The sequence below is a fragment of the Acidimicrobiales bacterium genome (assembly GCA_041394245.1).
Classification (GTDB): domain Bacteria; phylum Actinomycetota; class Acidimicrobiia; order Acidimicrobiales; family Aldehydirespiratoraceae; genus JAJRXC01.
This window is the reverse complement of the sequence record JAWKIR010000004.1, coordinates 285,541-299,383: the sequence shown is the minus strand read 5'-3', so window position 1 is coordinate 299,383 and position 13,843 is coordinate 285,541. Positions and strand designations below refer to the sequence as shown.

Annotated in this window: 13 protein-coding genes; 6 read left to right on the top strand and 7 right to left on the bottom strand. The window is 67.5% G+C overall.

The annotated features are described in order from the left end of the window. Positions 1–3 precede the first annotated feature (3 nt). The 4 genes from R2707_20165 to R2707_20150 form a co-directional block, all read right to left on the bottom strand. A complete protein-coding gene (locus R2707_20165) occupies positions 4–1,008 on the bottom strand; it encodes an ABC transporter permease (GenBank protein ID MEZ5247414.1) in 1,005 nt (334 codons plus the stop codon). 69 nt (positions 1,009–1,077) lie between these two features. After that, positions 1,078–2,784: an ABC transporter substrate-binding protein gene (locus tag R2707_20160; GenBank protein MEZ5247413.1), complete on the bottom strand. Its 1,707-nt coding sequence runs from the start codon at positions 2,782–2,784 to the stop codon at positions 1,078–1,080. 184 nt (positions 2,785–2,968) lie between these two features. Beyond that, positions 2,969–3,751: an SDR family oxidoreductase gene (locus R2707_20155; protein MEZ5247412.1), complete on the bottom strand. Its 783-nt coding sequence runs from the start codon at positions 3,749–3,751 to the stop codon at positions 2,969–2,971. A gap of 2 nt (positions 3,752–3,753) precedes the next feature. Beyond that, the gene (locus R2707_20150; GenBank protein MEZ5247411.1) at positions 3,754–4,671 is read right to left on the bottom strand and encodes an SDR family oxidoreductase; all 918 of its coding nucleotides are present in this window, start codon (positions 4,669–4,671) and stop codon (positions 3,754–3,756) included. Positions 4,672–4,884: 213 nt separating this feature from the next. Here R2707_20150 and R2707_20145 point away from each other — a divergent pair, with 213 nt between their 5' ends. Continuing rightward, a complete protein-coding gene (locus tag R2707_20145; protein ID MEZ5247410.1) occupies positions 4,885–7,056 on the top strand; it encodes an EAL domain-containing protein in 2,172 nt (723 codons plus the stop codon). 15 nt (positions 7,057–7,071) lie between these two features. Here R2707_20145 and R2707_20140 read toward each other — a convergent pair whose 3' ends face one another. Continuing rightward, complete coding sequence (locus R2707_20140; protein ID MEZ5247409.1) at positions 7,072–7,695, bottom strand: TetR family transcriptional regulator; 624 nt, start codon at positions 7,693–7,695, stop codon at positions 7,072–7,074. A gap of 71 nt (positions 7,696–7,766) precedes the next feature. Here R2707_20140 and R2707_20135 point away from each other — a divergent pair, with 71 nt between their 5' ends. Continuing rightward, a complete protein-coding gene (locus tag R2707_20135) occupies positions 7,767–8,411 on the top strand; it encodes a Crp/Fnr family transcriptional regulator (GenBank protein ID MEZ5247408.1) in 645 nt (214 codons plus the stop codon). A gap of 3 nt (positions 8,412–8,414) precedes the next feature. On the opposite strand, the gene R2707_20130 is transcribed toward R2707_20135, so the two are convergent. Both R2707_20130 and R2707_20125 read right to left on the bottom strand, forming a co-directional pair. Then, a complete protein-coding gene (locus R2707_20130) occupies positions 8,415–9,749 on the bottom strand; it encodes an SPFH domain-containing protein (protein ID MEZ5247407.1) in 1,335 nt (444 codons plus the stop codon). 64 nt (positions 9,750–9,813) lie between these two features. Then, positions 9,814–10,341: an NfeD family protein gene (locus R2707_20125; GenBank protein MEZ5247406.1), complete on the bottom strand. Its 528-nt coding sequence runs from the start codon at positions 10,339–10,341 to the stop codon at positions 9,814–9,816. A gap of 72 nt (positions 10,342–10,413) precedes the next feature. On the opposite strand from R2707_20125, the gene R2707_20120 reads away from it, so the two are divergent. From R2707_20120 to R2707_20105, 4 genes are all read left to right on the top strand, one after another. Further along, the gene (locus R2707_20120; GenBank protein ID MEZ5247405.1) at positions 10,414–11,373 is read left to right on the top strand and encodes a cyclase family protein; all 960 of its coding nucleotides are present in this window, start codon (positions 10,414–10,416) and stop codon (positions 11,371–11,373) included. Between the two features lie 68 nt (positions 11,374–11,441). After that, positions 11,442–11,855 (top strand): cyclic nucleotide-binding domain-containing protein, encoded by a 414-nt coding sequence (locus R2707_20115; protein MEZ5247404.1) that lies wholly within the window; start codon positions 11,442–11,444, stop codon positions 11,853–11,855. Positions 11,856–11,868: 13 nt separating this feature from the next. After that, positions 11,869–12,915, top strand: coding sequence for a phosphotransferase family protein (locus tag R2707_20110; protein MEZ5247403.1), 1,047 nt, complete (start codon positions 11,869–11,871; stop codon positions 12,913–12,915). Positions 12,916–12,922: 7 nt separating this feature from the next. Then, complete coding sequence (locus R2707_20105) at positions 12,923–13,831, top strand: ribokinase (GenBank protein MEZ5247402.1); 909 nt, start codon at positions 12,923–12,925, stop codon at positions 13,829–13,831. Positions 13,832–13,843: the final 12 nt, after the last annotated feature.

The following is a 13,843-nucleotide window of genomic DNA, read 5'->3' as shown; positions in this document are numbered from 1 at the left end:
TCGTCATCCCGCGCGCACCCGCGGGTCGAGCCAGCCGTAGAAGAGGTCGACGAAGAAGTTGATCACGACGAAGGCCACGGCGACCAGGGCGACGAGGACGACGACGACGGGCTGGTCCTGGCGCAGCACCGCTTCGACGATGGCTGCGCCGACGCCGGGGATGAAGAAGATCTGCTCGATCACGAGCGAGCCGCCGATCAGGGCGCCGGTGTTGACGCCGAAGACGGTGACCACCGAGAACAGCGACGGCCGCAGGGCGTGACGGTACATGATCCAGTTGGTGGGCATGCCCTTGGCCCGGGCCATGTGGACGAAGTCGTCCTGCAGCGTCGTGATCAGATCGGTGCGCAACAAGCGCTGGTAGGTGGCGGCCAGGCCCAGTCCCAGTGTGAGCGCAGGCAGGGTCAACGACTTCAGCTCCTGGCTCCAACTGTCGTCGTCGTAGCCGGCCGGGAAGAACTCCCATCGGAGCGCGAACAGCCACAACAGGATCACCCCGAGGGCGAAGTTGGGGATCGAGAGCAACCCGAACGAGCCGATCGTGCTGGCCCGGTCGAATCCACGGTTGGCCCGTCGCGCCGTCGCCACGCCCCACGGAATGGCGATCCCCAGGGCGATGATCTGGGAGAACACGACGAGCTTGAGGGTCTGGGGCAGGCGGTCGGTGACCAGCTGCTTCGTCTCGACGCCGGTGATCAACGACCGCCCGAAGTCGCCCCGAAGCATCTCGCCGGCCCAGATCCCGTAGCGGACTGGGATCGACTTGTCGAGGTTGTACTCGGCCTCGGCCTCCCGGATGATCTCGCAGTCCGTACGACCACCACCCGTCGAGCTCGCGTCGGGGATCTCCCCGCGATCGACGGCGTCGCAGTCGGTGCCGGCGATGATCGGACCGACCAGGTTCTCCAGCGGATCACCGATGACGTTGAGCGACGCGAACGTCGCGAACGTGACCGCGACGAGCACGAGAACCAGTTGCAGCACGCGGCGCAGGATGAAACTGCGCATCTACTTGGGACGTCCCTCGTGCATCAACTGGTCCTCGTTGCTCGTCGTTCGGTCAGATACTGCCGTCGTCTACTCGATCCACGCGTTGTGCAGGAAGATCGAACCGTCGCTGTTGCAGACGACGTCCTCACCGTCGGGTCCGGTGGTGCCACAGATGTTCTTGACGTTGTCGTTGTACCCGAGGACCCAGTTGGAGTGGAAGGTGAAGATGTACGAGTAGGTGTCGAACATGTTCTGCTGGATCTCCTTCCAGATCTCGATCCGGCGGGCCTCGTCGGTGGTGGCCCGCTGCTCGTACAACAACTCGTCGCGGGCCGGGTCGCACACCCGGACCCAGTTCAGCGCGATGGCCGAACTCGCGGTCGCGCACTCGAGCCAGACGACCTCGTTGTCGGGCTCGATCTGACCGAACTGGCGCCAGATGACCACGTCGTAGTTGCCGAAGGCGACATCGGTGATGTGGTCGGTCTGGAGGAGTTCCTCGCGGGTGATGTTGAAGTAGTCCTCCCAACCGTTGACCAGGATGTCCATGATCAGCGTCTGGGTGACCGACGGACCCGAGTACTGCAGCTCCATGTTGACCTTGCCGTTGGTGCAGCTCTCGGGCACCTCGGCGCAGTACTCGGCGATCAGCGGTGCGGCGAGCTCAGGGCTGTCGGTCACCTGCTGGATGTCGGGATTGTTCCACTTGAGGTCGGGGTGGAACATGGTCTCGGCCATTGGCTTGGTGCCCTGGGCGATCACGTCGGCGTAGGTCTGGCGATCGGTCGCGTAGGTGAGCGCCTGACGGACCCGGATGTCGTCGAAGGGCGGCTTCGACGTGTTCATCATGATGTCGTCCTCGGCGCCGAGCAGGTTCGACGTGAAGGGAACGCCGAGGTCTTCGAGCGTCAGCTGGGCCTCGGGGTTGCTGGTGATGATCAGGTCGAGCTCACCACGTCCGACCCGCTCCGCGGCGATCACGGTGTCGGTGATCGGGAAGACCTCGATCGCGTCGAGATAGATGTCGTCGGTGCCCTGCCAGTAGTCCTCGTTGCGCTCGAGGAGCGTGCGGACGCCCTGCTCGCGCTCGACGACCTTGAACGGGCCGGTGCCGATCGGCATCTGGTCGAGAGCCGGATCGTCCGCAGCCGCTGCGAGATAGTCGGGCGACGGGATGAAGCCGAGCTGACTCGTCAGGTTGACCGGGAAGTGCTGGCTGGGCCGGATCAGGTTGTAGCGGACGGTGTATTCGTCGAGCTTCTCCTGACGGTTCTCGGCCGGATAGCTCGGCACCACCGCGAGGGAGATGATCGGGTCGGCGAGCGTCGCCTCGAACGCTGCGATCAGCGCGTCGGCATTGAGCGGGGTGCCGTCGTGGAACGTGATGCCCTCACGCAGCTTGATGTCCCAGCTGGAACCGTCGCCCACCGGGGTGGCCGATTCCGCCAGGAAGGGGAACCAGTTGCCGTCGGTGTCGACATAGAAGAGCGGGTCGTAGATCTGGTAACCCATGACGTAGGCCGACGTCGCGAAGTTGTTGGCCGTCGGGTTCAGGCCGTCCGACGGCGCCTCGACGGCGACGCGCAGGGTGCCGCCACGAACGCCGGGGCTGTCCTCGGTCGCCTCGTCCTCACCCTCTCCGACAGTGTCGAGCGAGGTCGTCGGCGCCACACCGTCGTCCGGTGTCGTGGTGTCGGTATCGGTGTCGTCGTCTGTCGCCGTGGTGTCGCCGTCGTCGCCGCACGAGACAGCGAAGAGGGTGAACGCCAAGAGCACGGCGAGCAGTTTCGCCATCCTCGAGCGTGAAGATCGTGTGAACATGGGGAACTCCTCCAGGGGGGTGACCAACGTCGGTCGTGTGACTCGCGCCACAAGGTTTAGCACTGTGGTGCATGCAATGCGTCACGCGCAAGCATTCACCGAGAGAACTTCGCGCGGAATTCCGATTCGCTGCGGCAACGACCGGAACCGAGCGCCACTACGGGTGTTGATTGCTGACGGACACCACTTCGCCGGTCATGTAGCTGGCCAGGTCGCTGGCGAGGAAAACCATCACGTTCGCGACCTCCCACGGCTCGGCGGCGCGACCGAACGCTTCCCGCTGCGAGAGCTGATCGAGGAACGCTTCGTCGCTCACCTTCGCGAGAAACGCGTGCATCGCGATGCTCGGCGCGACCGCGTTGACCCGGATGCCGTGCTCGGCCGCTTCGATCGCCGAACAGCGGGTCAGCGCCATCACCCCGGCCTTGGCCGCGGCGTAGTGACACTGCTCGTCCTGGGCCCGCCAGCCGACCACCGACGCGTTGTTGACGATGGCGCCCTCGATCCCGGCGTCGATCATGTGCCGGAGCACGGCGCGGGTGCAGCGCATCGTGCCGTCGAGGGTGACACCGAGTACCGCGCTCCATTGCTCGTCGGTCATGTCGACGAGGCGGACCGAGCCACCGAGTCCGGCGTTGTTCATCATCACGTCGATCCCGCCGAGACCGCCGATCGCCGCGTCGACCAGGGCCTGCACGTCGGCTTCCACGGTGACGTTGCAGATCTGGGTGAGCGGCCGAGAGCCGGTCTCCTCCTCGAGTCGGTCGGCGGTCTCGCCGAGCCGTCGCTCGTGGATGTCGGAGATGAGGACACTCGCTCCTTCGAGCAGGCATCGCTTGGCAACGGCCGAACCGATGCCGGTGCCCGCGGCCGCGGTCACCACGACACGCTTGCCCGCGAGCAGGTTGCGACCCTCGGGCTCCTGGGGAAGCGATGGCACCGTCAGCCCTCGTTCTTCGCCATGTCGGCCATCCGTCGCTCGAGGTCGGCGATGAACGGGTTGGGTTCCTGACCGACCGTCGAGGGCAACACCTTCGCGATCTCCTCGGGGGACCACTGGTCGCCACCGGCCCACATCGTCCGCAGCTCCTGGGGCTGGTTCCACACCGAGATGCGGCGACCCACCACCGTGTAGACCTGCGCGTTGACCTCGCGCCCGGCGTCGCTCATCAGATAGATCGCCATCGGCGCGATGTCTTCGGGCTCACCCGTCTCGATCTCGAACGGCACGTTCTCGCTCATCCGGGTCTTCGCGACCGGAGCGATGCAGTTGGCGTTGATGGCCGGTCCGCCGCGCAGCTTGATGCTCGCCGCGGTCATGGCCGCCGAACGGGTGAGGCTGACGATGCCACCCTTGGCCGCCGAGTAGTTGGGCTGCGCCGTCGACGCGGTGAACGCACCCGAGGTGAAGCCGACGAGCGAGCCGCCGGTCTCCTGCTTGCGCATGCGGGCGAACGCGGCCCGGTAGATGTTGAAGTGACCCTTGAGGTGCACGGCGATGACATGGTCCCACTCGTCTTCGCTCATGTTGAAGAGCATCCGCTCGCGCAGGACACCTGCCGGGCAGACGACGCCGTCGATGGTGCCCCAGTTGTCGACGGCCGCGGCGACCACCGCCTCACCGACGTCGAACTGGCTGATGTCGCCCGCGACCGCGACGGCCTTGCCGCCGGCGGCCTCGATCTCGGCGACGGCCGCGTCGGCGACGTCGCTCGACGGATCACTGCCGTCCATCGACACGCCGTAGTCGGCGACGACGATGTTGGCGCCCTCGGCCGCAGCGGCCAGGGCGATGGCCTTGCCGATGCCGGCGCCGGCGCCCGTGATTGCGATGTTCTTGCCTTCGAGGAATCCGGCCACAGCCGTGTGCTCCTGTGTTCGTTGGGTGGGACGAGTGCGACGCCGAGACTACCCACGGTGCACATCCGTGCCCTAGTTCGCGGCACCGCCTCGCCGCGCCCTCACCGCGCGTGATCGAATCCAACACCGCGCGTCACAAGCATCCGCGCTCGACCGGGTCGCTGGGCGTAGCGTTGCGGCGGGCTGGAGTCCCCACCGACGCAGGAGCAAGGCGTGACCCACGAGCGCGAAACCGCGACCGTGACCGGCGACCGATCCCGCGCCGACGTGCTTGCGCGTCTGGCTCGGATCACCGACCCGGAAACCGACGATCTGAACAGGGCGATCACCGCTCGGGATGCGCTCGACCGCCTGTCCGGTCCGGCGTTGCTCGTCGACCTCGACGGCACCATTCTCGACATGAACGGCAACACCGACGGGCTCGGTGTCGAACGTTCCTCGATTCGCGGCCGCGCCCTGTGGGCCGCCCCCATCTGGGCCAACGACGATCCTTCGTCGACGCTGGCACCGCTGGTCGAGGCCGGCGCCGAGGGCCGCGCCGGGCAGCGAACCATCGACATCGGTGGTGCCGCACCCCGTCCCGGTCGCGTGTCGCTCACCCCGGTCCTCGACGACTCCCGCTCGGTGACGCTCCTGCTCGTGGAGCTGCGTGGCCTCGCCGACACTCGCGAGACCGATGCCCTGATCGAGGCCACCACCCAGGCGCTCGCGGCCGCGGAAGACATCTTCCGAGCCGTTGCCGAGCACACCTCCGACCTCGTCTGCCTCCACGATCCGAGCGGCGCGTTCACCTACCTGTCGCCATCGTGTCGACGACTGCTCGATCTCGATCCCGCCGCGCTCCTCGGCACCCACCCGGTCGACATCGCCCACAGCAGCACTCGCGACGCGCTCGTCCAGGCGATCCACGACGCCGGTCGCCGCGGCTCGGAACCGACCCGGTTCCGCCACCGCCTGCGCCACCGCAACGGTTCCTTCCGCTGGTTCGAGTCGGTGATCACGCCGATCCTGGCGCCCGACGGCGGCGTTCGACAGCTCCAGTCGTCGAGTCGCGACATCACCGAGCAACGCGAAACCGAACAGAGCCTGATCAAGCAGGCATTCCACGACGAGCTCACCGGCCTGCCGAACCGGGCCCTGCTGCTCGATCGCATGACCCACGCGCTCGCCATCAGTGAGCGTTCCAACCAGCCGATCGGTGTCCTGTTCATCGACCTCGACGGCTTCCGTACCATCAACGACACGCTCGGCCATCCCGTCGGCGACACCGCACTCACGAAGGTCGCCGAGCGGCTCACGGCGATCGTGCGCCCCGGCGACACGCTCGCCCGTATCGGCGGCGACGAGTTCGTGATGCTCTGCGCCGGCACGGATGGCGCCCGCGGCGCCACCGCGGTCGCCCGTCGGATCCTCGACGCCTTCGCGCAGCCCTTCGTGCTCGAGGGTCGCGAGATCGAGATCGGGGCATCGATCGGCATCGCGACGTCCATCGGCTCCGAGGATCCCCATCGCATCATCGAGAATGCCGACACCGCGATGTACGAGGCCAAGCACGAAGGCCGCGGTCGGTTCGCCATCCACAACGAGACCGACCAGTCGCTCGCCCTCGAACGCATCGACACCGAGGAGGCCCTGCGACGCGCGGTGCACAATGGCGAACTCCGGCTCCACTACCAGCCCGAACTCGACCTCGATTCGGGGCGGATCGTCGGATTCGAGGCACTGGTCCGCTGGCAGCGTCCCGATGGCCGCCTGGTGCCGCCCGGCGAGTTCATCCCGCTGGCCGAGGAGACCGGCATCATCGTCGACCTCGGTCGCTGGGTGATCCAGGAGGCGTGCCGCCAGGCTTCGCTGTGGCGGGTCCACCGCACACCCGACCAGGAGCCGGTCCGGATCTGGGTCAATCTCTCGGCCCGTCAGCTCGGTGATCCCGATCTGGTCCCGTTCGTCGAGCGCACCGTGGCGGCGGCGGGAATCTCGACCGACGAGATCTGTCTGGAGATCACCGAGTCGGCGCTCATGGACGACGCGCAGGCGGCGACCGAGCAGCTCGATGAGCTCCGGCGCATCGGCATCAGCCTCGGCATCGACGACTTCGGTACCGGTTGGTCACAGTTCGCCTACCTCCAACGCCTCCCCCTCGACGTGTTGAAGATCGACCGGTCGTTCGTCTCGGGTCTCGCCTCCGACCACGCTGCCGCCACCATCGTGGCGGCGATCATCGACCTGGCGCACGCGCTCGGCCTGATCGTCATCGCCGAGGGTGTTGAGTCGGAGGACCAGCTCGCAGTGCTCCGCGAGCTCGACTGCGACCAGGCGCTGGGCTTCCTCTTCTCCGAACCGCGAGAGGCCGCCGCGTTCGATCACGCGCTCAGCGCCAACTGAACCGGCCGAGTCGGGTCAGCCGGTCGACGCGCCCGGAATGGGCGACGCGCCCGGAATGAGCATCGTCACGGCATGGCGGAGCTCGGCCTCGACACTGCCCGGCTCCGCGAGGCCGCCGACCCATCTGGTGATGGCCGACAACCAGACATGACCGACCACACGCGAGATGCCGACTGCGTCGACCCCTGGCGCGTCGCCGATCGCGCTGACGATCATCGCCCGCACCTCTGACTCGATGTGAAGCTTGTACTGCTTGGCTTCCGGGTCGGTCGTGCTCAGGGCGGTGATGAGCGCCGTCATGAGAACGGGTGCGCCTTCCGCCGCCTGCGCCGCCTGCCCGAGCACCCTCGCAAGACGGTCGGCGGCCGACTCCTCGCCGACGGCGTCGGGATCGATCTGGCGCCGCAGCACATGGACCCACCCGGCGAGTCCGGCGAGCAACAGGTCGTCCTTCCCACCGAAGTAGCGATAGATCGTTCCGAGCGAGACATTGGCCGCGTCGGCGACCTCGCGCATCTGGACCGCTTCGTAGCCGCCTTCTGCGGCGAGGTTCATCGCCGCCTCGACCACACGGACGCGGCGAGCCGCCTTTCCGTCGGCCCCGCGGGGCGGGGTGGTCGTCTCGGCCGAAGTGGACATGGCCTGAAAGTGTGCCGGACGCCCACCGGGTTCGCGAAATCCGCGAACAGCGGAACCGGTACGCTTCGCCCATGGTCGGATTCCTCGAGGAGCTCGGACCCGCAGGTCCGGCCTGGCGGCAGCAGATGGTCCGGCGGCGATACGCCCGCGACGAACCGATCTTCCACGAGGGCGAGATCGGCGACACGTTCCACGTCATCGAGAAGGGCCGAGTGTTGGTCGAGGTGTCGACGGTCCGCGGCGATGTCGCGGCCCTCGCGGTGCGCGGCCCTGGTGAGGTGCTGGGCGAGTTGGCGATCGTCGGCGACGGACGACGTACGGCCAAGGTCACCGCCCTGGAGCCGACCGAGACCCTCTCACTCCCCCGAGCCCGCCTCGACGAACTCCGACGGGCCGATCCAGATGTCGATCGCCGGCTCCTCGAGATCCTCGCCGAGAAGCTGGCCGAGACCATGGCGCAGCTCATGGAAGTGCTCTTCACGTCCGTCGATACCCGGGTCCTGCGCGTCGTGCTGAGGCTCGCCGATGCCTTCGACGAGGGAACGACCCCCATCGTCATCAGGGTGCGTCAGGAAGACATCGCGGCAATGGCCGGCACTCGTCGCCAGACGGCGAATCGCCCCCTCAAAGCCGCGGAGGCCGAGGGGGCGATCGTGGTGGGTCGGGGCCGGGTCGAGCTGCTCGACCGTGCCCTGCTCGAACGGCTGGCCCGGTAGCGGCTACTCGTCACCCGGTGCCGGAGGCGGCGGCGGGGGAAGTTCGGATCCACTCGGACCGTCATCGCCATTCACGGCCGGCGCGTCGTCCGGTCGCATGCTCTTCAAGATGTCGACGCCGGTGGCCGCCTCGATCTGCTCGGTGAGGCTCACGACTGCAGCCGGGAGCTGTGAGACCAGGCCGGGGATGCCACCGCCGCCACCGCCGCCTCCGCCGTCGACGACCGCGACCCGGTCGATCGAGATGCCACTGACGGTCGAGACGATCTTGTCGACGAGCTCGGGAAGCATGTTGAGCACGAAGATCCGCTGGCCGTCGTCGCCGGCCTCCTTGTACTGCTCGGTCAGCCGGCGGAACACCTCGACCTGGGCCTTGCCGTCCTCGATGATCCTGGCCGCATCGGCCTGAGCCGACAGCTGCTTGGCCTCGAGGTTGGCGCGGGCAGGCGTGACCACGTTCGCTTCGAGTCGGCGCCGCTCCAACTCGATGCGCTGCTGCTCGAGGTCCTGCTCGGCGACCGCACGAGCGATGTCGCCGGCGACCGCGGCTTCCTCTTCCTTGGCCCGGGCAACAGCGTCGAGCTCGGCGGTGCGGACGCGGAGCATGTTCTGCTCCTCGACGATCTTCCGCTGCGCCTGGACCGTCGCGATCTCGGCGAGCTGACGAGCGTCGGCCTCGGCCCGCTCCGACTCGGACTGTCGATTCGCCTCCGCGACGCGCGCCTCCTTCACGACCTCGGCGGTGAGTCGCCGACCCACCGACTCGAGATAGAGGTTGTCGTCGGTGACGTTCTGGATCTTCATGACGTCGAGGTCGAGCCCGAGCGTCTTCATGTCGTCGTCGGCCTCGTCGATCAGCTGCTGGGAGAACTTCAGCCGATCCTCGTTGACCTCCTCGGGCGAGAGCGTGGCGAGCACGCCCCGGAGGTTGGCCTCGAGGGTCTCCTTGGCGATCTGGCCGATGGAGGCGTTCGGAACGTTGAGGAAACGCTCCGCCGCGTTCTCGAGGACACCCTCCCGGCTCGAGATCTTGACGTTGGCGATGCCCTGCACATTGAGCGGGATCGTGCCTCTCGAGTACGCGTTGGTGACCGAGACCTCGAGCGGGATGGTGTTGAGATCCATCCACGCCACCTGCTCGAAGATGGGCATCTTGTAGGCCCGACCACCCTTGATGATCCGGTAGCCGACGGTCCGACCGTCGGAGAGCACCCGCTTGCGCCCCGTGATGATGGCGACCTGGTTCGGCGGGCAGATCACCAGCACCGAGCTCGCGATCGAGATGATCGCCAGCAACACGAAGACCACCAAGAGTGCTGCGCCGATTATGAGTCCCATGTGGAGATTCCTTCTGCGTCTACGACGCGTTCACGAGGCGGCCCATGCCGCCGAGGATTGTCGGTCATTCGAGTGAGAGATCGGGGGTCATCGGTGCCACGAGCGCCACGCCGTGTTCGATCCGGACGATCACGACCGGTTCGCCGACATCGATCGCCGAGCCGTCGAAGGGCGACGCGGTCATCTGTTCGCGAGCACCGGCAACGTCGAGCACGATCCTGCCGCGGAACTCGCCGCTGATGGGGAGCGACACCCGCGCGATCTTTCCCTCGAGTTCGGCGTCGGTCACCTCGCTCGACGCACCCGGGGTCTTGATCCACTTGAACAGGCGATGACTGGCGTAGCCCACGCCCAGCGCGAGCACGATCGCGAGAACGAAGGTGGCGAGAAAGCCGGCTCCGGTCAGCTCTCCGATCACCCCGATGCCACCGAAGGTCGCCATGAAGGCGGCGATGGCCGACAACGGCAGCACGGTGAGCTCGCTGTCGCCATCGAGACCGAAGCCGTCGCCGCCGTCGGAATCCCCGACAAAGACCATCCAGAGCAACAACGGCGCCCCGACGGCGAGGAAGAAGAGGTAGAGCCCGCTCATTTCGTATCTGAGCGGAAGTTAGTACGGATTCGAGTCTGCGGGGCGGCGCCGAGCTGGTTTACGCTCCCGCCCATGTCGTTCAACGCTTTCTTCCACGAGGTCGCCGCCGAGGTCCGCAACTGGGGCCGGTGGGGCGACGACGACCGCATCGGAACGCTCAACCTGATCACTCCCGAAGCCATCGCCGCAGCCGCGGCATCGGTCGAACACGGGCGGGCGATCTCACTGGCGATCGACCTCAAGCACGACGGTGTCCAGATCGGGCAGATCCCCACTCGCATCAATCCGGTCCATGTCATGGGAACGATCGACCATGCGGATCTCGGCGACGCCGACGGCAACGGCATGGTGCCGCACTTCTCCGACGACATGGTCACGATGGGACTGCAGGCGGGCACGCACTGGGACGGACTCTCGCACGTGAGCTACGACCACAAGCTCTACAACGGCATTCCCGCATCGACCATCACGGCACGCGACGGCTCGACGGTGCTCGGGATCGAGCACGTGAAGGCGCTCGTCGGTCGCGGGGTCCTGCTCGACATCGCCGGTTCGAAGGGGCTCGGCCGGTTGCCCGACAACCACGAGGTCACCGGGGCCGACCTCGATGCGGCCGCCGAGTGGGCCGGCGTCGACATCCAGTCGGGCGACATCGTGCTGATCCGCACGGGTCGGATGCAGTACTACCTGGGGGGAAGCGCCCACACCTACACGATGGGCGAAGCGGGCACCGCCGACAGTCCGGGACCCGGAATCGACGCCGTGCGATGGTTCCGCCGCAACGACATCGCGGCCGCGGCGACCGACACCTACATGTTCGAAGTGTTCCCACCATCCGACTGGGACAACGCACTCGCCGTGCACTGTCTGGCCATCGTCGACATGGGGTTCACTCAGGGACAGAACTGGCATCTCGAGGAACTCGCGCAGGTCTGCAACGAGTACGGGCGCCACACGTTCTTCCTCAATGCCACCCCTGAGCCGTTCGTCGGCGGCACCGGCGCGCCCGTCGTGCCGGTCGCGGTTTTCTGACCTCGACGTGACACAGGTGCTATGACATCACGGGAGAACGCAGGCATCGGGCCTGCCGGGAGGTAGCCATGGCGCTCATCGAGCAGCTCGCCGAAATCGAACTCTTCTCGGAGCTCACGAAGAAGGAACTCAAGAAGGTCGCGTCGTACATGACGCCCATCACCGTGAAGGCCGGCCGCGATCTGACCGTGCAGGGTCAGCCCGGTCGCGAGTTCATGATCATCGCCGAGGGCGAGGCGACGGTGCGTCGCAATGGCCGCGTCATCGCCCACTTCAAACCCGGCGACTTCTTCGGGGAACTCGCCGTCATCGCCGGCGTTCCTCGCACCGCGACGGTCACCGCCGACACCGACATGGTCGTCGAGGCGCTCAATCGCCGCGAGTTCAGCTCGATGCTCGACGAGAGTTCGAAGCTGGCGAAGAAGATCCTCGTCGGTGCGGTCAAACGACTCCACGAACTCGAAGAGGGCATCGTCAAGTAGAACGCAGCGTCAGATGAGCGAGACCGGGGGCGCGCGGGGCCTCGAAACCGCGGCCGTCAGCCGCTGGCTCGACGAGCATCTCGATGCCAGCGGTCCGTTCGAGTACTCGCTGATCGCGGCCGGCGGATCGAACCTGACCTATCGCGTGCTCGACGCGCAGGGTCGGGTGTTCGCGCTCCGACGACCACCGGAGGGCACGACGCTCGCGACCGCCCACGATGTCGATCGGGAATGGCGGATCATGTCCGCCCTCGACGCAGGTGGCGCCGTGCCCGTACCCGCCTGCCTGGCACGCTGTGACGACGTCGGTGTCACCGGGGCGCCGTTCTACGTGATGGGATTCGTCGACGGCACGATCCTGCGAACCGCGAACGACGCGGCCCGGCTCTCGCCGGCGGATGCCGAACGGGCCACCGAGGCGCTCATCGGTGGCCAGGTCGCGTTCCACACACTTGATCTCGACGCGGTCGGTCTCGCCGGTCTCGGTCGACACGACGGCTACATCGCCCGCCAGTTGAAGCGATGGAAGACGCAGATCGAACGGGCCGACGCCCGCCCGATCCCGGTCGTTCACGAGCTCCATGCCGCGCTGTCGGCGCGGATCCCCGAGGAACGGGCGAGCCCCGCTCTGGCACACGGCGACTACCGCTTCGACAATGTCGTGCTCGGCGCCGACTTCTCGCTCGCGGCAGTGCTCGACTGGGAACTGTGCACGACGGGGGACCCGATCGCCGACTTCGCGTGGTCGACGCAGTACTGGGCCGACCCGGGAGACGACATCACCTGGCTGACCGACCCGCCGACCACCGCTGCGGCGTTCCCGCGAAGAGCCGACATCATCGGCCGCTATGCGTCGACCACCGGCTTCGACCTGTCCGACTATCCGTTCTACGAGGCGTTCTCGTGGTGGAAGCAGGGCTGCATCGTCGAGGGGGTCTACGCCCGCCGTCTCCAGGGAAGCCAGGGCGGCATGCGTCAGACCGGACCGGCCTCGGAGATCGCCGACCGAGCCGACCTGCTGCTGGACCGCGCCCATGCCCTCGTGGGCGCGCTCGACTGAGGAAACCATGAGCACCCCGGAAATCACGATCGTCGGGAGCGCCAACCTCGATCTCGTCGTCGACGTCGAGCGCGTACCGCTCGTCGGCGAGACCGTGCTCGGCGGCGACCTGCGCCGCATCCCGGGAGGAAAGGGCGCCAACCAGGCCGTTGCCGCGGCCCGCCTCGGGCGCAGGGTCGCCATGGTCGGGCGGCTCGGCGACGACGAGGGCGGCGCCACGCTGCGCACCGCCCTCGAAACCGACGGGGTCGACACGAGCGCACTCATCACCACAGTCGGCACACCCAACGGTGTGGCGCTCATCTCGGTCGATGCCGACGGCGACAACGCCATCGTCGTCAGCCCCGGCGCGAACGGGCGAGTCGACGCCGACGACGTCGCTCGCGCCGGCACGCTCGTCTCCGAGGCCGCCGTGCTGCTGCTCCAGCTCGAGGTCCCCGTCGGCGCGGTGACAGCGGCCGCGCTCGCCGCCGGCGGCACCGTCATCCTCAATCCCGCACCGGCGCCCTCCGCCCCGCTTCCTCGGGAACTCCTCGACGCGGTCGACATCCTCGTTCCGAACCAGACCGAGTTGGCCACACTCACCGGCCACAGCGGCCCCGTCGACGCTGCCGTTGCCGCGCGGCTCGCCCGTCGCCTCCCCTCGCCCGTCGTCGTGGTCACCTTGGGAGCCGCTGGCGCGCTGGTGGTCACCGACGACGCCGTCGAACACGTCGCTGCTCCCGAGGTCGACCCGGTCGACACGACCGCGGCCGGCGACTCCTTCTGCGCAGCGATGGCCGACGGCCTCGTGAGAGGTCTCGATGTGGTCGACGCGGTGCGCTGGGCCGTCAGAGTGGGAGCCGCCACGACGCTGCGCCCCGGGGCCCAGCCATCGCTGCCGACCCCGGCCGAGGTCGATGCGCTCCTGAGCTGACGGTCGTCGAAC

Excerpts from the sequence above, each read along its gene's own strand:
- R2707_20160 (MEZ5247413.1), bottom strand. The coding sequence starts at position 2,784 with ATGGCGAAACTGCTCGCCGTGCTCTTGGCGTTCACCCTCTTCGCTGTC.
- R2707_20110 (MEZ5247403.1), top strand. The coding sequence starts at position 11,869 with ATGAGCGAGACCGGGGGCGCGCGGGGCCTCGAAACCGCGGCCGTCAGC.
- R2707_20105 (MEZ5247402.1), top strand. The coding sequence starts at position 12,923 with ATGAGCACCCCGGAAATCACGATCGTCGGGAGCGCCAACCTCGATCTC.
- R2707_20130 (MEZ5247407.1), bottom strand. The coding sequence starts at position 9,749 with ATGGGACTCATAATCGGCGCAGCACTCTTGGTGGTCTTCGTGTTGCTG.
- R2707_20115 (MEZ5247404.1), top strand. The coding sequence starts at position 11,442 with ATGGCGCTCATCGAGCAGCTCGCCGAAATCGAACTCTTCTCGGAGCTC.
- R2707_20135 (MEZ5247408.1), top strand. The coding sequence starts at position 7,767 with ATGGTCGGATTCCTCGAGGAGCTCGGACCCGCAGGTCCGGCCTGGCGG.
- R2707_20125 (MEZ5247406.1), bottom strand. The coding sequence starts at position 10,341 with ATGAGCGGGCTCTACCTCTTCTTCCTCGCCGTCGGGGCGCCGTTGTTG.
- R2707_20120 (MEZ5247405.1), top strand. The coding sequence starts at position 10,414 with ATGTCGTTCAACGCTTTCTTCCACGAGGTCGCCGCCGAGGTCCGCAAC.
- R2707_20165 (MEZ5247414.1), bottom strand. The coding sequence starts at position 1,008 with ATGCGCAGTTTCATCCTGCGCCGCGTGCTGCAACTGGTTCTCGTGCTC.
- R2707_20140 (MEZ5247409.1), bottom strand. The coding sequence starts at position 7,695 with ATGTCCACTTCGGCCGAGACGACCACCCCGCCCCGCGGGGCCGACGGA.